Origin of the sequence: Actinomadura geliboluensis, assembly GCF_043197915.1 — a bacterium.
Classification (GTDB): domain Bacteria; phylum Actinomycetota; class Actinomycetes; order Streptosporangiales; family Streptosporangiaceae; genus Spirillospora; species Spirillospora geliboluensis.
In genome coordinates this window covers 112,615-134,216 of the sequence record NZ_JBICUA010000001.1, presented here as the reverse complement: position 1 = coordinate 134,216, position 21,602 = coordinate 112,615, and the positions used below count along the sequence as shown (strand labels likewise).

Here is a 21,602-nt window from a genome sequence, read left to right as displayed (position 1 = left end):
CGTGAGGTTCGTGACGCTCGCGCCGCGCCTGCTGTTCGCGGCGGGCGCCGCCGTCCTGGCCTGCGGCATCGCGCTGCACGCGGGCCGGGGCGGCGCGGTGGGGCAGGTCGCGGCGGGGCTGCTGGCCGGCTACCTCGGCTGGCTGCTCCTGGAGGCGCCGGTGACCTTCCGCCGCTCCGCCGCCCCGCCCGCCGACTCCCGCACGCTGCTCCCGTACGCGCTGGCCCGCGTCCTGCTGGTCGCCGGCGCGTCGCTGCGGCCCGCGCCCTGGGACCGCTGGACGCCGTGGCTGCTCCTGCCCTGCGCGGTGTTCGCGGCCGGGGTGGCGCTGCGGCAGGCCGCGATCCGCGCGCTCGGCCGGTTCTACTCCCACCACGTGGCGCGGCAGGCCGGCCACCGGGTCGTCACGGGCGGGCCGTACCGGACCGTCCGGCACCCGGCGTACGCGGGGATGCTGCTCGCCAACCTCGGCGTCACGGCCTTCTTCCCCGGCCCGGTGACCGTTCCGGCGCTCGTCCTGCTCGCCGCGGCCGTGGCCGGGCGGATCCGGGTCGAGGAACGGGCGCTCCGCGGTGTCCCGGGCTACGCGCGGTACGCCGCCGCGACGCCCCGCCTGCTGCCGGGAGTGTGGTGACGATGGGCGAGATCGGGCTCAAGTTCGCGCGGCTGGAGGCGCTGCGCGCGGCGGGGCTGCCCGTCCCGGACTTCTTCTGCCTGCCCGCGGGGGAGTTCGACCGGGCGCTCGGCGCGCTGGACCTCCCGCCGGCCTCGGCCGCGCCCGTCGCCGACTGGTGCGCCTCGGCGGCGTCGGCGCTGGCCGAGGCCGTCCCCGACGGCGACCTCGCCGCCGCCCTGCTGGAGGCGTTCGACGAGCGGATCGGCGCCGGCGGCACGGCGGCCGTCCGCGCCTGCGTCGTGCCGGGGAGCGGCGGCGGGGGAGAGGACTCCGAGAGCGACCCGTACGCCGGGATGAGCGACAGCTTCCTGTACGTCCCCCGGGACGGGCTGCTGGAGGCGGTCGCGCGCTGCTGGGCGTCGGCGTTCAAGCCCGAGGCGGTCCAGTACCGGACGCTCCGGGGCGTCGACCCCGCGAGCGCCAGGGTCGCCGTGGGCGTCCAGCGCATGGTGCGCGGCGACCGCTCGTTCGTCGCGTTCACCCGCGACCCCCGGGACGGGGCGCGGCTCCACGTCATCGCCGCCGCGCACGGGATCGGCGAGGGCGTCGTCCAGGAGAAGGCCGACGTCGACCACTTCTTCGTCGATCCGGTGACGGACGAGGTCCGTACCGAGGTTGTGGCCAAGCGGCGCATGGTGGGCCCGCCGGCGGACGGCGAGACTGGCACGAGGGCGGGGGAAGTGCCGGCGGCGCTCAAGGACGCCCCCGTGCTGACCGACGAGGAGGCCCGCCGGGTGGCCGGACTCGCCGCCCGCGTGGAAGCGCACTTCGGCCGCCCGCAGGACATCGAGGGCACGTTCACCCCGGACGGCGCCGTCCACCTCGTCCAGGCGCGGCCGCTCGCCGCGAACCCCGAGGACACCGGCCCCCGCGTCCACTGGGGCGACCACAACATCACCGAGAGCTTCCCGGGCGTGTCGGGCGCGCTCACCTACTCCCAGGCGCGCATGTTCTACGAGCTGGCCTTCACCGACCTGTACCGGCGCATGGGCGTGCCCGCGCGGCGGCTCCGCGCCGACGCGCACCGGCTGCCGCGCATGGTCGGGCACCTCGGCGGGCGCGTCTACTACCGGCTGGACGACTGGCAGGAGCTGCACGGCCGGCTGCCGGTGTTCGACCTGGTCCGCGCCGGCTGGGAGGAGGGCATGGGCATCACCGGCGAGGTCCGCGCTGAGCGCCGCCGGTCGCGGGCCCGGGTCGCCGCCGCGCTGCCGGGGCTCGCCGTCCGCGCGGCCGGGCACCGCCGCGCGACCGCGCGGTTCCTGCGCTGGTGGGACGGCGTCATGGCGGACGTCCACGACCCGGCCGCCCGGCCGCTCGCCGAGCGGTCCCCGGAGGAGCTGATCGCCCTCTACCGGCGGGTGTGGGCGGAGGCGTCCGCCCGCTGGGGGGTCACCCTCGCCAACGGCGTCTACGGACTGCTCGTCCTGCGCGCGACGACCGCGCTGCTGCGCCGCTGGGCGGACGCCGGGCCCGAACTGCTGCCCGGCCTGCTGTGCGGCGGCCGCGAGAACCGCTCGCTCGCCGCCGCCCGCGCCGCCATCGCCCTCGCCGAACGCGCCGCGGGGATCCCCGGCCTGAAGGCGGCGCTGCTCGCCGCCGACCCCGCCGACGCGCGGGCCCTGCGCGCCGTCTGGGACGACGTCGCCGCCGGCCGGCACGGCTCGCCCGTGGCCGCCGCCGCCCGCGCCTACCTGCGCCGCTACGGCGACCGCGCGGTGCACGACCTCAAGCTCGACGCGCCCACGCCCCGGCAGCGGCCCTGGATGCTCGCCGCGACGCTCGCGCCGCTCGTCCGGCGGGGCGCGACCGTCGAGGGCGGCCGCGCCGACGAGGCGCGCGCGGCGGCCGAGGCCCGGCGGCGGCTGCGGGCGGCCTGCCGCGACCCGGCGCGCCGCGCCGTCCTCGGCGCCCTGCTCGCCCTGCTGCGGTCGCTGGTCCGGACCCGGGAGGACACCAGGTTCTGCCGGACGCAGCTGTTCGGGCTGTCCCGCACGATCCTGTGGCGGCTCGGCGCCGACCTCGCCGAGGCCGGGATGCTCGACGACCCCATGGACGTCCTCGACCTCACCGCTTCGGAGGTCCTCGGCGCGTTCGACGGCACCCTGCCCGGCGCCGGCCCGGACGTCCTGCGCGGCCTCGCGGCGGTGCGGCGCGCCGAACGCGGCCGGCACCGCGACGCGCCGCCCCCGCCCCCGCTGCTGTCGGTCCCGGCGGCGGTGCCCGTGGCGGCGGCCCTGGCCCGCGCCCGCCCGGTCGGGAAGGCCGAGAGCCGGGACGGCGACGTGCTGCGCGGGCTCGGCTCCGGCGGCGGGACGGTCCGCGGCCGCGCCAAGGTCGTCCTCGACCCCGGCGTCCCGCCCGCCGGCTGCGCCGGCCGGATCCTCATCGCCCGGGAGACCGACCCGGGCTGGCTTCCCCTCATGATCGCCGCGTCCGGCCTGGTCGTCGAGCGCGGCACCCTGCTCTCGCACACCGCCGTCACGGGACGGCTGCTCGGCGTGCCCGCCGCGGTCGCGGTCGGCGGCGCCGTCGCCCGCATCCCGGACGGCGCCTGGATCGAGCTGGACGGGCGCGCCGGCACGGTCCGGGTCCTGGACGGGCGCGCCCGCCGATGACGGGCCGCGCCGGAGGCCCCCGGCGCGGCCCGCACACACCCCGCAGCACCAGAGGAGTTGGCACGTGGACGAAGGAGTGTTCGGCAAGGCCGCCCAGGAGCGGGCGATCGCCGAGGTCGAGGTGGAGATCGCGCGGCTGTGCGAGCTGCTCGCCGAGGGCCTGGCGATGGGCCTGGACGACGGCCGGGAGATGGTCGGCGGCGCCATGTCGGAGTTCCTCCTGGAGTTCTTCGACCTCGTCCGCGCGAAGGGCTCGCGGCCCGGCCTGCACGGCATGGTCACGCTGCCGCTGCTGGCGCACGGCGCGGAGACCGGCGAGCCGGGCCCGGCGGCGCCGATCGCGGTGGTCCACCTGCTCTGGTGGGCGTCCGCCCGCCACCTCGACGACCTGACCGACGCGCCCGGCCCGGCCGGCGTGCCCGACCGGGTCGCCGCCGGCAAGCGGGCGCTCACCGCGTTCGCCGTCGGCGGCCACCTGCCCGCCCGGCTCCTCGCCGGGCTGCCGGTGCCCGCCGCGACCCGCGCCGCGCTGGGGGAGGAGCTGTCGCGCTGCTGGCTGGACGCCGTGGACGGCCAGCTCCGCGACCTCACCGAGCGCCCGGCGGTCGCCACGCCCGCGTCGGTGCTGCGCGGCTACGAGGGCAAGACGGGCGCGCCGTACGGGATGGCCGCCGCGGCCGCCGCCTGCCTGGCCGGCGCGGACCGCGGCCGGGTCGCCGGCTGGCGCGCGTTCGGGCGGTCGCTCGGCGTGCTGCGCCAGCTCGTCAACGACCAGCGCGACCTCGCGTCCGGGCGGCACGAGGACCTCGCCAACGGCACCGCCACCTACCTGCTCGTCCACCTGCTGCGCGAGCTGCCCGCCGGGCGGCGCCGCGAGGCGCTCGAACTGCACGCCGCGGCCCGCCGGTGCGCGGCCGCGCGCGCCGAGCTGGCCGACCGGATGCTGGACGAGGAGGTCATCGACGGGTACGCGGCGTCCGTGGCGCCGCTGATCGAGCGGGCGCACGGCCTGCTCGACCGGCTCGGCGGCGAACCGGGCTGCGTGCGGGAGCTGCACGGGCTGGTCGACGCGACCGTCGGCCACCTGCCCAGGTTCCGGCTGGCCGCGGCCTAGGGAGCAGACGCCGATGACCGCTCCCGGCGGACTCTCCGACATCCTCCTCTCCACCGGCCCGCGGGTCGCCGGCGCGGTCGGCGAGGCCCTGCACGGCCACCCCGCCTACCTGCCGATCCGGCGCGCGGCCGGCCCCATGTTCGGCGGCCGCGGGCAGACCTGCACCCGCCTCATCGGGCTCGTCCTCACCGGCGAGCCGCTGCCCGCCGACGACCTCGGCCGGTTCCGCGACCTCGGCGTCCTCGCCGCCCGGCAGGCGATCCCGCTGCCGGTGCTGTCGGAGGTGTGGGACCTCGCGCTCGCCGCCGCGGCCCGCACCTGCTGGACGGTCGCGCCGCCCGGCCACTTCGCCGAGATGGCCGAGCTGACCGCGCACGCGGCGCGGCTCGCCATCGGCGCGCGGGAGGCGTGCATCCAGGGCTACGCGGAGGCGCCGCGCGCGGGCGGCGCGTCGCGGCCGCTGCGCCGGCTGCTCGCCGAGACCCTGATCGACGGCGCGCCCGCCGGCGTCATCGCCGAGGCGGCCGGGGTCCGGCTCGCGCCCGGCTACCTGGTGCTGCTGTGCGAGGCCCCCGCCTCGGACGCGTGCTGGGAGCGGGCGAGCGAGCGGCTGGACGGCTGGGACGGCGTGCTGTACTCCGGCGACCTGTCCGGCCTCATCGTGCTGCTCCCGGCCGCCGACCAGCTGTGCGCGGAGAGCCGGGCCGCCGAGTTCACCGCGTCCCTCGTCTCCTGGACCCGCGGCCCGGTGCACGCCGCGCAGGCGCAGCGGCGCGGCCTCGCCGGCATCCCGGACGCGCTGGAGGAGGCGTCCCGGGTGCTCACCGCCGTCAAGGCCATCCCGGACGGCGAGGACCGCCCCTACCGGGCGGACGAGCTGCTGGTCGAGCTGGCGATCCTGGACCAGCCCGCGATCCGCGGCCGGCTCGCCGCCGTGCTGAAGCCGCTCGACGCGGGCACCGACCTGCGGCGGACGCTGGAGGTGCTGCTCGCCTGCAACCTCGACCGGGAGCGCGCCGCCCGGGAGCTGTGGATCCACCGCCGCACCCTGCACTACCGGCTGGACCGCATCCGCGACCTGTCCGGCGTCGACCCGAGCTCGGCGCGCGGCATCCAGCTGTTCCGCGCCGCCCTCACCTCGGCGCGGCTGAGCCGGCTGGAGCGCGAGGGCCGCCGCGCCGAGGAGACCTCGCTGCCCCCGCCGCTGAGCGCCTGAAGGAGACCGATGGACTTCCCCCTGCCGCACCGCCCGGGCGTCCCGCTGGACGCCGGGCACCTGCGGCGCCTGCACGCGCGCCCGCTGGTCCCGGCCGTGGTGGCGGGCCGGGAGGCGCTGCTCGCCACCCGGCACGCCGACGTCCGGACGGTGCTGTCCGACGACCGGTTCAGCCGGGAGGCGTGGCGGGGCGGCACCCTGTTCGCGCGGACCCCGGCGTCGCTGGCGCTGGCCGCGAGCGATCCGCCGGCGCACACCCGGCGGCGCCGGGCCGTCCGGGCGTGGTTCACGGCCCGCCGCGCCGAGGCGGACCGGCCCCGCATGGCCGCCGTCGCCGACCGCCTCCTGGACGGCATGGCGGCGGGCGGGCCGCCCGCCGACCTGCTCGCCCGGTTCGCGACGCCGTTCCCGTACGCGGTCGTCTGCGGCATGCTCGGCGTCCCCACCGCCGACCTTGGCCTGCTGCTGCCCTGGGCGAGCGCGATGATGTCGGCCGGGCACCACCCGGACGCCGAGGTGGCGGCGGCGCACGAGGGCATGCGCGGCTACTTCGCCGAGCAGGTCGCCGCCCGCCGGCCGTTCCCCGGCGACGACCTGCTGACCGCCCTCGTGCACGGCTCCGACCTGTCGGACGAGGAGACCGCCGTGTTCGGGGCCGGGCTGCTGATGGCGGGCGGCGAGAGCACCGCGAACCTCCTCGCGCTGTGCGTCCTCGACCTCGCGGCGCGGCCCCGGCTCGCCGCCCGGCTGCGCGCCGACCCGGCGCTGATCCCGGCCGCGGCCGAGGAGTACGTGCGCTGGACCTGGCTCGCCGGCACCGGCGGCCGGCCGCACGTCGTCACCGCCGCCGCCGAGCTGGCGGGGACGCCGCTGGCGCCGGGCGACGTCGTCGTCCCGCTCACCGACGCCGCCAACCGCGACCCGGCGGCCTTCCCCGCCGCCGGCGCCTTCGACCCGGCCCGGTCCTCGAACCCGCACCTGGGGTTCGGGCACGGCAGGCACCGCTGCCTCGGCGTCCACCACGCCCGCGCCGAGCTCCAGACCGGCCTCGCCGCGATCCTGCGCCGGTTCGGCGACCTCTCACTGGCCGTCGACCCGGCCGACCTGGCGTGGCGCGCGGCGGCGGCGCTGTTCGCCGACCTGCTCCTCATGCGGGCCCTCGACGACATCCGCGATGTCGACTACGACCGGCGCTTCCATCCCGGTCGCCCGCTGCCGGCGGGCGCGGTGCGCGTCCGCGACCTGGGCGTCCTGTACGGAGCGGGCGCCGTCGTGCTCGTCGCGTCGCACGCGGCGTGGCCGTGGCGGGCCTGCATTCTGGCTGCCCAGCTCGGCTACGCCGCTGCGGTGCTCGGCGTCCACCTGCGTTGGGGGCGGCCCCGCCCGGACGGGCTGTTCGCGGGGCTGCTGGTGAGCCTGCCCGTGCCCGTCCTGCTGCACCTTTACCTGTACGCGGGGTACCTGGACGCGGCCGGGCACGGCGCGGACCCATCCGCGTTAACCGCAGTGCTTGTCGCGGTGCTCGCGGCCGGGCACGCGGAACTGGCCGGAAAGACCACCCGCGCGCCGCGGCCGGGGGAGCGGACCTACACGGCGACGCTCGGCCTCGGCGGCGCGGTGGCGTGCGTTCTGGCCGCGCCGGTGCTGTCGACGGTGCTGCTCGGCCTCTCCGCGCAGACGGGGGTGTGGACGGCCGCCGCGTTCGTGCCGCTCGCCGTCCCGGCGCTCGCCGCCGTGTCGTTCGCGCGCGGGCGCACCCGGTGGGCCGCGCCCGCCCTGTACACGCTGTCGGCGTTCGCGAGCTGGACCGTCCTCGGACTCGTCCGGTGAGGCGGAGTCGTCTCAGGGGCGGGCCGCATCAGGCCAGGCCCATCTCCCGCCGGACGTTCGCGAACTCCACCGCCATCGCGTCCGACAGGGCGCGGGCCCCCGACAGCGGGCGCACCATCACGCAGAACTCGTCGATGAGCCCGGCGTCGTCGTGGTGCAGGAAGTCGCAGCCGTGCACCTCCCGGTCGCCCACCCGCGCCTTGAACATGAGCGCGTGGTCGCGGCCGCCGCCGATCTCCCGGACGTAGCGGAAATCGGTGAACACCCGGGTCACCGCGCGCAGGATCGCGGAGACGGCGGCCCGCCCCTCGTACGGCGCGAACGCCACCGGGCTGAGGAACGTGACGTCCTCGGCCAGCAGCGCCGGGAGGGCGTCGAGGTCGCCCTTCTCAACGGCCGCGCGGAACGGGTGCATCGGGCCCACCTCCAGGCTCGGGTGATCGGCACGCCCCCGGGGGCGTCCCGAAAGCCTAGGCCGCGCGGACCCCGTCCGCGATCACCCGTCCGCGATCACCCGTCCGCGATCATCCGTCCGGGACCGTTCCGGCGGGACGGGTCACGCGCCGGGCTGCAGCAGCACCTTGATCGCGCCGTCCTGCTTCTTCTGGAACATCTCGTACGCCCGCGGCGCCTTCTCCAGCGGCCAGCGGTGCGTGGCGAGGTCCATCACGCCGAGCGGGTCGGCGTCGTCGGACACCAGCGGCAGCAACTCGTCGATCCACCGCTTGACGTGCGCCTGGCCCATCCGCAGCCCGACGCCCTTGTCGAACATCCGCAGCATCGGCAGCGGGTCGGTCATGCCGCCGTACACGCCGATGACGGAGATCGTCCCGCCCCGGCGGACGATCTCGATCGCGGTGGTCAGCGCGGCGAGCCGGTCCACCCCGACGCGCGACATCAGCGGCGCGGCGGAGTTGCCCGGCAGCAGCCCGGTGAGGGTCTGCGCCAGCTTCGCGCCCGGCGAGCCGTGCGCCTCCATCCCGACGGCCTCGATCACCGAGTCGGTGCCGCGGCCCCCGGTGAGCTGGCGCACCGCGTCCGGCACGTCGTCGGCTGCGTCGGAGTCGATCACCTCGATGCCGTGCCGGCGCGCCATCTCCAGCCGCTCCGGCACGAGGTCCACCGCGATCACGCGGTGCCCGCGGTGCCGGGCGATCCGGGCGGCCATCTGCCCGATCGGGCCGAGGCCGAGCACCGTCACCGACCCGCCCTCGGGGATCGCGGCCCACTCGACGGCCTGCCGCGCGGTCGGCAGCACGTCCGACAGGTAGACGAACCGCTCGTCCGGCGGGCCGTCCGGCACCTTGATCGGCCCGAAGTGCGCCTGCGGCACCCGCAGGTACTCGGCCTGCCCGCCCGGGACCTGCCCGTACAGCCGGGTGTAGCCGAACAGCGCCGCGCCCATCCCGTGCTCGCGCACCTGCGTCGTCTCGCACTGCGCGTACAGCTGCATCCCGCACATGTGGCAGCGCCCGCACGAGATGTTGAACGGGATCACCACGCGGTCGCCCGGCTTGATGTGCGCCACGTCCGGCCCGGTCTCCTCGACGACGCCCATCGGCTCGTGGCCGAGGATGTCGCCCTCGGTGAGGAACGGCCCGAGCACCTCGTACAGGTGCAGGTCCGACCCGCAGATGCCGGACGAGGTCACCCGGATGATCGCGTCGTCGGGTTCCTTGAGCTCCGGGTCGGGCACGCTGTCGACGCGGACGTCGCGCTTGCCGTGCCAGGTGACGGCCTTCATCTGGTCCTCCTCAGCGGCGGTGGCCCCGTCTCCCTGGCCGCCCTACCCCGACGGGCGGGCCGAAACGTCGCCGGACTGAGGAGGTCAATGCGGGGTAAAGCAGTCGCATGGACGACGGCCCCCTGCGTCTCGGCGTGCTCGACATCGGCTCCAACTCGGCGCACCTGCGGATCGCCGACCTGGAGCCCGGGCACCCGCCGCTGCCCGTCCGGTCGGTGAAGAGCCCGGTCCGGCTGGCCGAGGCCACCGACCGGCACGGCGTCATCGGGCGGCCCGCGGTCGGGCGGCTGATCGCCGCGGTGCGGGAGGCGGCGGCCGCCGCCGCGGCCCTCGGGGTCGCCGAGCTGGTCCCGTTCGCGACGTCCGCGCTGCGCGACGCCGCCAACCGCGCCGACGTCACCGCCGAGGTCCGCGCCGCCACCGGCGTCGAGCTCGGGTTCCTCACCGGCGAGCGGGAGGCGCGGCTGACGTTCCTCGCGGCCCGCTGCTGGTACGGGTGGTCGGCGGGGCCGATGCTGCTCGCCGACATCGGCGGCGGCTCCCTGGAGCTCGCCTACGGCGCCGGCCGGGAACCGGACATCGCGCTGTCGCTGCCGCTCGGCGCGGGCCGCCTCACCCGGCACCACCTGCCGCCCCGCCCGCCGGTGCGCAAGCGCGTCCGCCGGGCGCTGTCGGCGCACGTGCGGTCGGTGCTCACCGAGGCGACCGCCGGGATCGCCGCGCGCCCGGCCCCGGTGCGGGCCGTCGCGACGTCCAAGACCTTCACCCAGCTCGCCCGGCTGTGCGGCGCGCCGAAGGCGAAGGCCGGGCCGTTCCGGGAGCGCCGCCTCGACCGCCGCGACCTGCACCGCTGGATCCCCCGGCTGGCGAAGCTGCCGGACGAGGAGCGGGCGCGGCTGCGCGGCGTGAAGGCGTCGCGCGCCCACCAGATCCTCGCGGGCGCGATCGTGGCCGAGGGCGTGATGGACGTCCTCGGCCTCGACCGCCTCGACATCTGCCCGTGGGCGCTGCGCGAGGGCATCATGCTGGACCGGCTGGGCGAACTGGCGGAGGGACCCCGCCGGACCCCGGCGCTCGCCGCGTTGCCGCTGCGGTCCGGGGCCGCCGCGCCCGGGCTCCGGATCGGGTGAGCGCCCCGGCGTCCCCGCCGTTTGGCCCGCGGCCCGGCGGGCAGTTCCGCGGGCAGGACCGCGCCGCGGCGCACGCGATCAGGGGGAGCACACCGGACCAGGGGGGCACGCCATGGGACTCGCCGACGCACGCGAGATCGAGGAGCTGCTCGGGGACCTGCCGTTCCCGGCGAGCAAGCAGCGGATCGTCGAGCACGTGCACGAGAGGCGGCCGGAGATGGACGCCGAGCGCGCGGTGTCGTCGCTGCCGCTCGGCACGTACGGCAGCGTGGCCGAGGTGCTGCGGTCGGTACCGCTCGACCCGGACCCCGGCCGGACCCCGACCGAGCGCGACCACCAGCGCCGCCACCACCAGAAGCCCGGCCTCGGCGAGCCGATGCGGCACACCGAGCGCTCGCCCGTCGAGGAGGAGCTGGACCGCGGCGACGAGATCTGACGGCCGGCGCCCGGCCGTTTGAACGGCGCCCCTGCGGCAAGTGCCCCGTTGGGCTCCGACGCGGGAGGAGGGCCGTCGATGACGGCTGTACAGGGCAGGGACGACGCGAGCGTCGCCGAGGCGCTCGCGCGCCACCGCATGGGTACCAAGATCGGCCACATCCTGGCCACCACCGACCACAAGATGGTCGGCTACCTGTACCTCACGACGTCGTTCCTGTTCTTCCTCGCCGCCGGGGTCATGGCCATGCTGATGCGGGCCGAGCTGCTGGAGCCCGGCCGGCAGGTCGTGAGCAACCACACCTACAACGAGCTGTTCACGATCCACGGCACGATCATGATGCTGCTGTTCGCGACGCCGCTGTTCGCCGGGTTCGCGAACGTGCTGGTGCCGCTGCAGATCGGCGCGCCCGACGTGGCGTTCCCGCGGATGAACGCGCTCACCTACTACCTGTTCCTGTTCGGCGGCCTGATGGTGATGGCGTCGTTCATCATGCCGGGCGGCGCCGCCGCCTACGGGTGGTTCGCCTACTCGCCGCTGACGTCGGAGGCGTACTCGCCCGGCCTCGGCCCCGACATGTGGATCATGGGGCTGATCCTGTCCGGCTTCGGGACGATCCTCACCTCGGTGAACATCATCACCACGATCATCGCGATGCGCGCGCCCGGCATGGTGATGTTCCGGATGCCGATCTTCACCTGGAACGTGCTGCTGACCAGCCTGATGGTGCTGATCGCGTTCCCGGTGCTGACCGCGGCGCTGTTCGCGCTGGAGGCCGACCGCAAGATCGGCGCGCACATCTACGACGCCTCCAACCACGGCGCGCTGCTGTGGCAGCACCTGTTCTGGTTCTTCGGCCATCCCGAGGTCTACATCGCGGCGCTGCCGTTCTTCGGGATCGTCACCGAGATCCTCCCGGTGTTCGCGCGCAAGCCCCTGTTCGGCTACCTCGGCATGGTCGCCGCGACGATCTCGATCACCGGGCTGTCGATGACGGTGTGGGCGCACCACATGTTCGCCACCGGCGGGGTGCTGCTGCCGTTCTTCTCCATCACCTCCTTCATGATCGCCGTGCCGACCGGGATCAAGTTCTTCAACTGGGTCGGGACGCTGTGGAAGGGGCAGCTCACGTTCGAGACCCCGATGCTGTTCGCGCTCGGGTTCCTCGTGACGTTCCTGTTCGGCGGGCTGACCGGGGTCATCCTCGCCTCGCCGGCGATGGACTTCCACCTCACCGACTCCTTCTTCGTCGTCGGCCACCTGCACTACGTCCTGTTCGGCACCGTCGTGTTCGCCATGTTCGGCGGGTTCTACTTCTGGTGGCCGAAGATGACGGGCCGGATGCTGCACGAGGGCTGGGGCAGGCTGCACTTCTGGACGCTGTTCATCGGGTTCCACACGACGTTCCTCGTCCAGCACTGGCTGGGCGCCGAGGGGATGCCGCGCCGCTACGCCGACTACCCCGACCAGTTCGCGACGCTGAACCTCGTCTCGTCCATCGGCTCGTTCATCCTGGGCGCCTCGACGTTCGCGTTCCTGTGGAACGTGCTGCGGACGTGGCGGCACGGCGAGAAGGTCGGCACCGACGACCCGTGGGGCACCGGCGGCTCGCTGGAGTGGGCGACGTCCTGCCCGCCGCCCCGCCACAACTTCACGTCGATGCCCCGGATCCGCTCCGTGCGCCCCGCGTTCGACCTGCACTACCCGGCGCTGGAGCCGCCTCAGGAGGCCGAGCCCGCGCTGCCGCCGCCCGGGAAGTCCTGACCGGCGCGGGCCGGACGCCGCGGGTCAGCCGCTCCCGTCCTTCGAGCCGCCGCCCTCCTGAGGCGGCTTCTCCAGGTCGCCCTGGCCGCCGCCGTACGACTCGGACTGGTAGTCGAGGTAGAAGCGGTTGGCGCGGGTCCGCACCTGGGTGCGGGCGCGGTCCGGGGTCGGGAGCGGGATGATGTGGTCCGGGTAGGGGGCGACCAGCTCGCCGGGCCGCCGGGTCCGCAGCACGGCCTCCGCGTCCCGCGCCGGAACCTCGTGCCGCTCCTCGAAGCCGCCCTCCGGGCTGAGCGAGATCAGGCCGCTCTCCACGCCCTCCCGGCGGGTCTGCAGGTCGCGGCGCTGCAGGCTCAGGCAGGCGCGCCGGGCGACGACGAACGCGAGGACCGGGGCGACGAAGAACCCGACGCGGAAGAACCACGTCGTCCAGAACAGCGGGATCTTGAAGGTGTTGGAGATGATGTCGTTGCCGCCCGCCGCCAGCAGGTTGATGTACCAGGCGGCGGCCGCCGCGCCGATCCCCGTCCTGGTGGGGGCGTTCCGCGGCCGGTCCAGGAGGTGGTGGACGCGCTCGTCCCCGGTGGCCCAGCGCTCCACGAACGGGTACAGGCCCATGAGCGTGAAGAAGATCCCCGGCAGGACGACCGCCGGCAGCAGCACGTTCCAGGAGATGTCGTGCCCGGCGACGGTCGTCGACAGCGGCGCCATGATGCGCAGCGAGCCTTCGAGGAATCCGACGTACCAGTCCGGCTGCGAGCCGAAGGAGACCTCGCTCGGCTCGTACGGCCCGTACAGCCAGACGGGGTTGATCTGGAACAGCGTCGCCAGCCCGGCCAGGACCCCGAACGTGAACAGGAAGTAGCCCGCGCTCTGGGCGGCGAAGTTCGGGAAGGTCTTCTCGCCGCTCACCGCCATCTCCCGCCGCCCCCGGCCCGGCCACTGGGTGTGGGTCTGGTGCCACAGGATCATCAGGTGGACGGTGACCAGCGCGATCAGGATCCCCGGGATCAGCAGGATGTGCACCGTGAACAGCCGCGGGATGAACTCCTCGCTCGCCGGGAACTGCCCGCCGAACGCCCACAGGCTGAGGTAGGTCCCGGCGATGGGGATGGACAGCAGGATCCCCTGGAAGATCCGCAGGCCGGTGCCGGACAGCAGGTCGTCCGGGAGCGAGTAGCCGGCGAACCCCTCGGCGAGCGCCAGCGCGAACATCGACACGCCGATCACCCAGTTGATCTCGCGCGGCTTGCGGAACGCGCCGGTGAAGAAGATCCGCATGAGGTGCGCCACGATCGCCGCGAGGAAGACGTTCGCCGCCCAGTGGTGGATCTGCCGCATCAGCAGCCCGCCGCGCACGTCGAACGTCAGGTGCAGCGTGGAGGCGTACGCGTCGCTCATCCGCACGCCCTTGAGCGGCGCGTACGAGCCGTCGTAGACCTGCACCCCGCCGCTCGGCTTGAAGAACAGCGTGAGGTAGACGCCCGTCAGGACCAGGATGATGAACGAGTAGAGCGCGATCTCGCCGAGCAGGAACGACCAGTGCGTCGGGAACGCCTTCCTGATGTTCTGGCTCAGGAACGAGGTGGAGCCGAGCCGGTCGTTGACACCCTGGACCAGGTCGCCGGCCCGCGCGGACCTCGACCGGCCGTTCCGTCCCGCCATCGCGCACTTCTCCCCAAGGCCCGAGCAGCAATTTCGCTGGGCGGGTACCCGAGCGGGGTTACCGCAAACGCCGCCGCGCGGGCGCCTGCGGGCCCCTCGCGTTGGCGGGGCCGGGCACCGCGCGGTCAGGCCGCGCGCGGGTTCGCGGCCGAGTTGAGCTGGTGCCGGGCGAGCATGATGTCGGCCCGCAGCCGGTCGGCCGCCAGCGGGTCCGGCTCCAGCCCGCCGAGCCCGTCCTCGATGAGCGCCAGCTGGTCGGCGCGCAGCCGGGCGAGCAGCCGGCGCGGCTCCCCGGCCGGCACGCCCCACCGCTCCTTGCGGCGCCACTTGCGGAACGCGAGCACGTGCCCCTCGCCGGGGATGAGGACGCCCCGGGCCGTCTCCGCGTGCACCGTCCGCCGGAAATGCGCCAGGTACCGGCGACGCGCGAGCCGGTACGTGACGATGGCGGCGAGCAGGATCGGCGCCCCCTTCACCGGCAGCAGCGCCACCCCGGACAGGACGGGCGCGTCCCACCACGAGTGCAGCGCCATCGACAGCACGAACGCCGCCCCCGCGATCGCGGCGCTCGTCCGGGTCGCCCTCCCCAGCAGGCAGCCGAGGCCCGCGCCGCCGACCGCCGTCATCGCCCAGTGGCTCCACCACGCCCCGCCGACCACCCGGCTGCCGAAGGTGAACAGCGCCGCGTTCGCGTCCTGCGTCGCGCCCGTCAGCACGATCGTGTTCAGCACGTACAGGAAGTTCTCCGCGAACTGGAAGCCGAGGCCGGCGAGCGCGCCGTACCCCCAGCCGTCGAGCGGCCCGCGGACCGCGGCCGGCGCCATCAGCGCCAGCACCACGACCCCGAGCAGCTTCAGGACCTCCTCGTCGACCGGCGCGGCGATCGCCGCGCCCCACACCGCCGTGAACCCCGGCCCCGCCGTCTTGCCGAGGACGGCCTGGAACGCCGAGTTCGCGGGCAGCGCGAGACCGAACGCGGCGAGCCCGCCCCACGCCACCGTGATGAGCGCGTAGCCGAGCGGCAGCGACCGGATCGGATGCAGCCGCCGCAGCGCCCACACGCCCGCGGCCAGCGCCGGGGCCAGCAGCGCGAACCCGAGGATCGCGCCCGCCGGGAACGCCGCGACCTGCGCGCCGATCCCGCGGAAGGCGGTCCAGGCCCCGAGCAGGCACGCGGCCGCCCACAGCCAGAACGCGGGCCGGCGGGTCATGGCGGTGCCGAGATCCGCAGCGTCCGCACCAGGGCGTCGACCTCCGCGGCCAGCCGCGCGAACGCCTCCGGCGGCCCCGACGCCGTCACGGTGGCGCCGAGCGTGGCCCGCGCGAACACGGTCGCCATGCCGACGCGCTCGCGTCCGGCGAGCCGCCCGGTCAGCCCGGTCAGCCCGTGCGCGGTCGTGATCGGGACGGGCCCCGCGCGCAGCCGCGACCGCCCGCCGGCGGCGACGATCCGGCCGAGGCCGTCCCACAGCTCGCGCGCGTCCAGCGGCGCCAGCGGCACCACGACCCGCACGTACAGGCCGACCCCGGCGTTGGCGAGCTCGATGTCGCTGGTCAGCGAGGACTCGGCCCGGTCGAGCACCCAGCCCGAGGACGGGACCGTGAACGTGACCGGCCGGACGCCGTCGCGCTCGGCCCCCACCGACAGCACCGTGCCCGCCGCGACCGGCCTGCCGCCGCTGCCGAGGGCCTTGTCGAGCAGCGGGAGCCCCGCGGCGAGGAGCAGCAGCGCCAGCGCCACGAGCCCCGTACCCCACCATCTCACCCGCGCCACGTGACCCCCCGATGACGTGCGCTGCGACAATGCCCCTTGACCCGGGAACTAAACAAGATCAGGGCGCGCGGGTCACCAGTGCGCCGGGCGTCCGACCGCGTCCGGCAACCGCGTGGCGGCGTCGCCGCGCGCCGCGTCCAGCTGCGCCCGGACGAGGAAGAGGCAGCCGGTGAGGTCCGCGCCGCGCAGGTCGGCGTCCCGCAGGTCCGCGCCGATCAGGTCGGCCGAGCGCAGGTCCGCGCCGCGCAGGTCGGCCCCGATCAGGTAGGCGCCGCGCAGGTTCGCGCCGCGCAGGTCGGCGCCCCTCAACCGCGCCCCGATGAGGTCGGCGCCCCGCCGCTCCCGCCTGCGGCCCGGCACGGCGGCGGCCCTGGCCAGCTCGCTCGCGCGCAGCAGCAGCGCGTTCGCCTTCTCCCGCACGGCCGGGACGTCCACCTCGGCGAGCGCGGCCGGATCCCCCCGGGTGAGGCGGTCGACGTCCTCGAACGCGCGCCGCAGCTCGGCGCGGACGGGGCCGGCGGCGGGCAGCGCCGCCGCCTCGTCGAGGTACCAGAGCAGCTCGTGCAGCTGCCGCATGACGGGGAACACCGCGAACATGCGGCGCGCGACGCCGGGGTCCGCGCGCCAGTCCCGGCCGCCGAAGGTCTCCTGCGACACCTTCTGGCCCGCGCCGAAGCAGTCGAAGACCGTGCAGCCCCGGAAGCCGAGCCCCCGCAGGTCGGCGTGGACGCCGCAGCGGAAGTCGGCCAGGAGGTTGCGGCACGGCTCGCCCGCGGCCTTGTCCACCGCGAAGTCGGCGGACCGCGCGAACGGCAGCGCGACACAGCACAGGCCGAAACAGCTCGCGCAGTCGGCCCGCAGACCGTCCGCCCTCTCCGACACCCCGCGCCTCCGCCTCCTGGACAACGCTCCATTGTCGGGCCACGCGGCCCCTGCTTGGGACGAGGGCGGTGTTGTACAGTCCGGAACCCCATGACGACACCCCTCACCGAGTCCGCGATCGTCTCCAGGCTGCGCGCCGCCGGCTGCGTGTTCGCCGAGGACGAGGCGCGGCTGATCCTCGCCACCGCCCGCACTCCCGGCGACGCGTCCGCGATGGTGGACCGGCGCGCCGCCGGGCTGCCGCTGGAGCACGTCCTCGGCTGGGCGGAGTTCTGCGGCCTGCGGATCGCCGTCGAGCCGGGGGTGTTCGTGCCCCGCCGCCGCACCGAGTTCCTCGTCCGGGAGGCGGCCGCGCTCGCCCCGCCGCGCCCGGTCGTGGTCGACCTGTGCTGCGGTTCCGGCGCGCTGGGCGCCGCGCTCGTCGCCGGCCTGGACGAGTACGCCCTGCACGCCGCCGACGTCGAGCCCGCCGCCGTCCGCTGCGCCCGCGCCAACATCGCCCCGCTCGGCGGCCACGCCTATGAGGGCGACCTGTTCGCCCCGCTGCCGAACGCGCTGCGCGGCCGCGTCGACGTGCTGCTCGCCAACGTCCCCTACGTGCCGACAGACGACGTCGCGCTGATGCCCCCGGAGGCGCGCGACCACGAGCCGCGGGTCGCGCTCGACGGCGGCTCCGACGGCCTGGACGTGCTGCGCCGCGTCACCGCCGAGGCGGCGCGGTGGCTGGTCGCCGGGGGCCACCTGCTGTTCGAGACGAGCGAGCGCCAGGTCCCGGACGCGGTCGCCGCCGTCGAGCGGGGCGGGCTGTCCGCCGCCGTCCGGACGTCGGAGGAGTTCTATGCCACGGTCATCGTCGGAGCAAAGCCGGTGTAAAACTCGATAGGGGGGTACGGGTCGTATAGGACGACCTGAAGGAGTGAACCACAATGCGCCGCATCAGTGCAGCGCTCAGCGCCATCATCGGCACGATCGTCAGCATCGTGACCCTCCCGTTCCGGGTTCTGCAGCGCCTCCTGACCCCCGGGCGCCGCACCCGCACCCACCGGTAGAACCGCGGTATCCGCACGTCCGCCCCGGGCCATTCCTCCGATATGGCCCGGGGCGAGCCTTTGCCGGAAAAAAAGCTTTGCGCGCAGGCGCGACATCCCGCACCCTAGGAGTGTCAAACCGAACGGAAACGGCGGAAGGAGCGGTGAGGATGGCCACGACCAGCGGCGGGCCGGTGTCACGGCGCTCCGGTGCCGGGCAGCGGCGAGGCGCCGCCGCCGTCGGAGGCGTCTCCGGATAGGACCGCGAAGGTTCTCCGGAGGCCGCCAGGATGACCTTTCCGGCGGTCTTTTCATGTTCGTCACGGGTCTGTAGCTCAATGGGAAGAGCGCCCGCCTTGCAAGCGGGAGGTTGCCGGTTCGAGTCCGGCCCGATCCACCCCGGCGGAACGCTTCTCGTTCCGCCGCAAGCCGCACAGGTCGAAATGGTGAGGCACCTGGCTTCCACCCAGGAAAACCGGGTTCGATTCCCGGGTGCGGCTCTGGACTGGGCCCGGCGGGAGTAACGACCCCCGGCCGGTTCTGCACGTGCCCGAGGCGGGCGGACGCCACCGCCCGCCCGCGGGCACCCATGCCGGATCATCCAATCGGCAGGATGCGTGACTCTGGATCACGTCATGCAGGTTCGAACCCTGCTCCGGCAGCCATCTCCTACGCGGGCGCGTCGATGCGGACGCGGGCCGTCGTCCAGGCGCGGGCCCGGTCGGTGAGGGTGATGCCAAGGCCCGGACGCGGCGGGACGTGCATCCGGCCGTCCTCGATGGTCGGCCGCTCGTTGAACAGCGGGGCGAGCCAGTCGAAATGCTCCACCCACGGCTCGCGCGGGTAGGCGGCGGCCAGATGCAGGTGGATCTCCATCGCGAAGTGCGGCGCGAGCTGCAGATGGTGGTGGTCGGCGAGCGTCGCGAGCTTCAGGAAGCCGGTGATGCCGCCGATGCGCGGGGCGTCCGGCTGGAGGACGTCGGCGGCGCCCTTGGCGATGAGCTCGCAGTGCTCGGCGACGCTGGTCAGCATCTCGCCGGTCGCGATCGGCGTGTCGAGCGCGGCGGCGAGCGCGGCATGGCCCTCGGCGTCGTAGGCGTCCAGCGGCTCCTCGATCCAGGTGAGGCCGAACGCCTCCAGGGCGCGGCCCATCCGCCGCGCGGCGGGCCGGTCCCACTGCTGGTTCGCGTCCACCATCAGCGGGAACGCGTCGCCGAGCCGCTCCCGGACGGCGGTGACGCGGCGCAGGTCCTCGGCGTGGTCGGGATGGCCGACCTTGATCTTGACGCCGCCGATCCCGGCGGCGGCGGACGCCTCCGCGTTCTCCAGCACCTCCTCCAGCGGCGCGTGCAGGAAGCCGCCGGAGGTGTCGTAGCAGCGGACGGAGTCGCGGTGCGCGCCGAGGAGCTTGGCGAGCGGCAGGCCCGCCCGCCTGGCCTTCAGGTCCCACAGCGCGATGTCGATCGCGGCGATCGCCTGCGTGGCGAGCCCGCTGCGGCCGACGGACGCGCCCGCCCACACCAGCTTCGTCCAGAGCCGGCCGATGTCGCTCGGGTCCTCGCCGATGAGGGCGGGCGCGACCTCGGCGGCGTGCGCGAACTGGCCGGGGCCTCCCGCGCGCTTTGAGTAGCCGAACCCGATGCCCTCGTGGCCGTCCGCGGTGCCGATCTCGGCGAACAGGAACACGACCTCGGTCATCGGCCGCTGCCGCCCGGTCAGCACCTTGGCGTCGCTGACCGGGACGGCGAGCGGCAGCGTCACCGACGACAGCTCGATCCAGGCGATCCGGTCGAGCGTCGCCGCGCCGGCGGGGACGGCCGTCATCTCAGCGCACTCGCTTCACGAGTTCGGCGAGTTCGGCGGTCTCCTCGTCGGTCAGGTCGGTGAGCGGCGGCCGGACGGGCCCTGCCGAATGGCCCGTGATCCGCATGCCCGCCTTGATGATGCTGACCGCGTACCCCTTGCGGCGGTTGCGGATGTCGCAGTACGGCAGGACGAACTCCGCGAGCAGCCGCGCCACCTCGTCCCGGTCGCGGCCCCGGACGGCGGCGTAGAACGCGAGCGCGAACTCCGGGATGAAGTTGAAGACCGCCGAGGAGTAGGTGGTGACGCCCATCTCCAGGTAGGGGAGGGCGAACGTCTCCGCGGTGGGCAGCCCGCCGATGTAGACGAGCCGGTCGCCGAGCCGGGACCTGATCCGCGTCATCAGCTCCAGGTCGCCGACGCCGTCCTTGAACCCGACGAGGTTCGGGCACGCCTCGGCGAGCGCGGCGACCGTCGCGTCCTGGTAGACGGCGTTCGCGCGGCTGTAGAGCGTCACGCCGAGGCGGGTCGCGGCGCAGACGGCGCGGACGTGCGCGATCAGGCCCTCCTGCGACGCCTCGGTCAGGTACGGCGGGAACAGCAGCACCCCGTCGGCGCCCGCCTCCTCGGCCTCGCGCGCCATCGCCGCGGCCGCCGCCGTCCCGTACCCGGCGGGCGCGATCACCGGCAGGCCGTCCGGCGCCTCCGCGACGGCGGCGCGCACCACCGCGCCCACCTCGCCGGGCGCGAGCGAGAAGAACTCGCCCGTGCCGCCCGCCGCGAACAGGCCGGCGACGCCGTACCCGGCGAGCCGGCCGATGTTGTCGCGGTAGGCGGGCTCGTCGAAGGACAGGTCGTCGCGGAAGTGCGTGACGGGGAACGAAAGGAGCCCGGACCCGAGCCGCGTCGCGATCTCTTCGGGCGCAGTCTGCGTCATGCCCCGAGGCTAGGATGGCCGATTGATCCAGGTCCAACACGAAAAAGGCATCTACTGATACCCGCAGGGAATCGATGTTCACGCTGACCCAGCTCACGAACTTCGTGGCCGTCGCCGAGGAGCTGCACTTCGGCCGCGCCGCCGAGCGGCTCCGCATGACGCAGCCGCCGCTCAGCCGGCAGATCCAGCTCCTGGAGAACGAGCTGAAGGTGCGGCTGTTCGACCGGACGAACCGGTCCGTCCGGCTCACCCCGGCCGGGCGGGCGTTCCTCGTCGAGGCGCGCCGGCTGCTCCAGCAGGCCGACCACGTCGCGATGTCGGTCCGGCAGGTGTCGGCGGGGGAGGCCGGGAGCATCACGGTCGGGTTCACCGCGGCGAGCGCCTACGCCACCCTGGGCCGGCTGCTGGGGGTCGCGCGGACGGCGCTGCCGGACGTCGGCGTCGTCCTGCGGGAGATGGTGACGCGTGACCAGGTGCGCGCCCTCGCCGAGGGGAGCCTCGACCTCGGGCTCCTGCGGCCGCCGGTGACCGACCCGGACCTGGCGGAGCGCCCCGCCGAGCGGGAGGCGCTGCTCGCGGCCGTCCCGAACGGCCATCCGCTCGCCGCGGGGGACGGCCCGCTCGCGCTGGCCGACTTCGACGGGCAGCCGTTCATCATGTACTCGCCCGTCGAGGCCCGCTACTTCCACGAGCTGGTGATCAGCGTGTTCCGGCAGGCGGGCGTCTCGCCGGTGTACGCGCAGTACCTCAGCCAGGTGCACAGCATCCTCGCGCTGGTCAACTGCGGCTGGGGCGTCGCGCTGGTGCCGGCCGCGGCGTCCCGGCTCCGCTACGCGGGGCTGCGGTTCCGGCCCGTCGACCTCGCCGGGCCGGACCCCGTCGAGCTGAGCCTGGCCTGGCGGCGCGGCAACGACAACCCGGCGCTCGCCAAGCTGCTCCGGCATCTTTGAGGCGCCTTGACCGGAGTGCGAGCCGTGAATTATTT

The 21,602-nt window shown here is 75.1% G+C and carries 19 protein-coding genes and 3 tRNA genes; 14 read left to right on the top strand and 8 right to left on the bottom strand.

The window, feature by feature from the left end; all coding sequences use genetic code 11:
- Positions 1-10 precede the first annotated feature (10 nt).
- The 5 genes from ACGFI1_RS00670 to ACGFI1_RS00650 all read left to right on the top strand — a co-directional run bounded on the left by ACGFI1_RS00670 (position 11) and on the right by ACGFI1_RS00650 (position 7,454).
- The gene (locus tag ACGFI1_RS00670) at positions 11-634 is read left to right on the top strand and encodes a methyltransferase family protein (RefSeq protein ID WP_392739151.1); all 624 of its coding nucleotides are present in this window, start codon (positions 11-13) and stop codon (positions 632-634) included.
- A 2-nt stretch (positions 635-636) separates the two neighbouring features.
- On the top strand, positions 637-3,294 hold the full coding sequence (locus ACGFI1_RS00665) for a PEP/pyruvate-binding domain-containing protein (protein ID WP_392781680.1): 2,658 nt from the start codon (positions 637-639) through the stop codon (positions 3,292-3,294).
- A 64-nt stretch (positions 3,295-3,358) separates the two neighbouring features.
- Positions 3,359-4,408, top strand: coding sequence for a polyprenyl synthetase family protein (locus tag ACGFI1_RS00660; protein ID WP_386868517.1), 1,050 nt, complete (start codon positions 3,359-3,361; stop codon positions 4,406-4,408).
- A 13-nt stretch (positions 4,409-4,421) separates the two neighbouring features.
- Positions 4,422-5,624: a PucR family transcriptional regulator gene (locus ACGFI1_RS00655; protein ID WP_386868515.1), complete on the top strand. Its 1,203-nt coding sequence runs from the start codon at positions 4,422-4,424 to the stop codon at positions 5,622-5,624.
- 9 nt (positions 5,625-5,633) lie between these two features.
- Positions 5,634-7,454 (top strand): cytochrome P450, encoded by a 1,821-nt coding sequence (locus ACGFI1_RS00650; protein WP_392781676.1) that lies wholly within the window; start codon positions 5,634-5,636, stop codon positions 7,452-7,454.
- Positions 7,455-7,482: 28 nt separating this feature from the next.
- Here the strand turns inward: ACGFI1_RS00650 and ACGFI1_RS00645 are convergent, their stop codons facing one another.
- Complete coding sequence (locus ACGFI1_RS00645; RefSeq protein WP_386868509.1) at positions 7,483-7,869, bottom strand: nuclear transport factor 2 family protein; 387 nt, start codon at positions 7,867-7,869, stop codon at positions 7,483-7,485.
- 141 nt (positions 7,870-8,010) lie between these two features.
- The gene (locus ACGFI1_RS00640; protein ID WP_392781673.1) at positions 8,011-9,198 is read right to left on the bottom strand and encodes a zinc-dependent alcohol dehydrogenase; all 1,188 of its coding nucleotides are present in this window, start codon (positions 9,196-9,198) and stop codon (positions 8,011-8,013) included.
- Positions 9,199-9,305: 107 nt separating this feature from the next.
- On the opposite strand from ACGFI1_RS00640, the gene ACGFI1_RS00635 reads away from it, so the two are divergent.
- The 3 genes from ACGFI1_RS00635 (at position 9,306) to ctaD (ending at position 12,528) form a co-directional block, all read left to right on the top strand.
- Positions 9,306-10,328 carry a Ppx/GppA phosphatase family protein gene (locus ACGFI1_RS00635; protein WP_392781670.1) on the top strand — a complete coding sequence of 341 codons (1,023 nt, stop codon included), beginning with the start codon at positions 9,306-9,308 and terminating at the stop codon, positions 10,326-10,328.
- A 112-nt stretch (positions 10,329-10,440) separates the two neighbouring features.
- Positions 10,441-10,764 carry a DUF2795 domain-containing protein gene (locus ACGFI1_RS00630; RefSeq protein ID WP_138636448.1) on the top strand — a complete coding sequence of 108 codons (324 nt, stop codon included), beginning with the start codon at positions 10,441-10,443 and terminating at the stop codon, positions 10,762-10,764.
- Between the two features lie 78 nt (positions 10,765-10,842).
- The gene (ctaD, locus tag ACGFI1_RS00625) at positions 10,843-12,528 is read left to right on the top strand and encodes an aa3-type cytochrome oxidase subunit I (protein WP_138636447.1); all 1,686 of its coding nucleotides are present in this window, start codon (positions 10,843-10,845) and stop codon (positions 12,526-12,528) included.
- A 24-nt stretch (positions 12,529-12,552) separates the two neighbouring features.
- On the opposite strand, the gene qcrB is transcribed toward ctaD, so the two are convergent.
- From qcrB to ACGFI1_RS00605, 4 genes are all read right to left on the bottom strand, one after another.
- Positions 12,553-14,193, bottom strand: a complete 1,641-nt coding sequence (gene qcrB / locus ACGFI1_RS00620; protein WP_387068576.1) for a cytochrome bc1 complex cytochrome b subunit — start codon at positions 14,191-14,193, stop codon at positions 12,553-12,555.
- A gap of 125 nt (positions 14,194-14,318) precedes the next feature.
- Positions 14,319-15,404 carry a PrsW family glutamic-type intramembrane protease gene (locus tag ACGFI1_RS00615; protein ID WP_138636445.1) on the bottom strand — a complete coding sequence of 362 codons (1,086 nt, stop codon included), beginning with the start codon at positions 15,402-15,404 and terminating at the stop codon, positions 14,319-14,321.
- A complete protein-coding gene (locus ACGFI1_RS00610) occupies positions 15,401-15,958 on the bottom strand; it encodes a hypothetical protein (RefSeq protein ID WP_301177542.1) in 558 nt (185 codons plus the stop codon). Before ACGFI1_RS00610 ends, ACGFI1_RS00615 begins: the two co-directional genes overlap by 4 nt.
- 81 nt (positions 15,959-16,039) lie before the next feature.
- Positions 16,040-16,849, bottom strand: coding sequence for a pentapeptide repeat-containing protein (locus ACGFI1_RS00605; protein WP_392781665.1), 810 nt, complete (start codon positions 16,847-16,849; stop codon positions 16,040-16,042).
- A 90-nt stretch (positions 16,850-16,939) separates the two neighbouring features.
- Here ACGFI1_RS00605 and ACGFI1_RS00600 point away from each other — a divergent pair, with 90 nt between their 5' ends.
- The 5 genes from ACGFI1_RS00600 to ACGFI1_RS00580 all read left to right on the top strand — a co-directional run bounded on the left by ACGFI1_RS00600 (position 16,940) and on the right by ACGFI1_RS00580 (position 18,542).
- Positions 16,940-17,722 carry a putative protein N(5)-glutamine methyltransferase gene (locus ACGFI1_RS00600; protein ID WP_387068571.1) on the top strand — a complete coding sequence of 261 codons (783 nt, stop codon included), beginning with the start codon at positions 16,940-16,942 and terminating at the stop codon, positions 17,720-17,722.
- A gap of 53 nt (positions 17,723-17,775) precedes the next feature.
- Positions 17,776-17,898 carry an LPFR motif small protein gene (locus tag ACGFI1_RS00595; protein WP_254715223.1) on the top strand — a complete coding sequence of 41 codons (123 nt, stop codon included), beginning with the start codon at positions 17,776-17,778 and terminating at the stop codon, positions 17,896-17,898.
- 303 nt (positions 17,899-18,201) lie between these two features.
- A tRNA-Ala gene (locus ACGFI1_RS00590) sits at positions 18,202-18,274 on the top strand.
- Between the two features lie 31 nt (positions 18,275-18,305).
- A tRNA-Gly gene (locus ACGFI1_RS00585) sits at positions 18,306-18,377 on the top strand.
- Between the two features lie 90 nt (positions 18,378-18,467).
- Positions 18,468-18,542: transfer RNA gene (locus ACGFI1_RS00580), tRNA-Gln, on the top strand.
- A gap of 4 nt (positions 18,543-18,546) precedes the next feature.
- Here ACGFI1_RS00580 and ACGFI1_RS00575 read toward each other — a convergent pair.
- Both ACGFI1_RS00575 and kdgD read right to left on the bottom strand, forming a co-directional pair.
- Positions 18,547-19,701, bottom strand: a complete 1,155-nt coding sequence (locus ACGFI1_RS00575) for an L-talarate/galactarate dehydratase (RefSeq protein ID WP_386868489.1) — start codon at positions 19,699-19,701, stop codon at positions 18,547-18,549.
- Position 19,702: 1 nt separating this feature from the next.
- Entirely contained in the window at positions 19,703-20,617 is a 915-nt protein-coding gene (kdgD, locus tag ACGFI1_RS00570) for a 5-dehydro-4-deoxyglucarate dehydratase (protein ID WP_301177539.1), read from the bottom strand.
- A gap of 74 nt (positions 20,618-20,691) precedes the next feature.
- Here kdgD and ACGFI1_RS00565 point away from each other — a divergent pair, with 74 nt between their 5' ends.
- Positions 20,692-21,567, top strand: a complete 876-nt coding sequence (locus ACGFI1_RS00565; RefSeq protein ID WP_387068562.1) for a LysR substrate-binding domain-containing protein — start codon at positions 20,692-20,694, stop codon at positions 21,565-21,567.
- Positions 21,568-21,602: the final 35 nt, after the last annotated feature.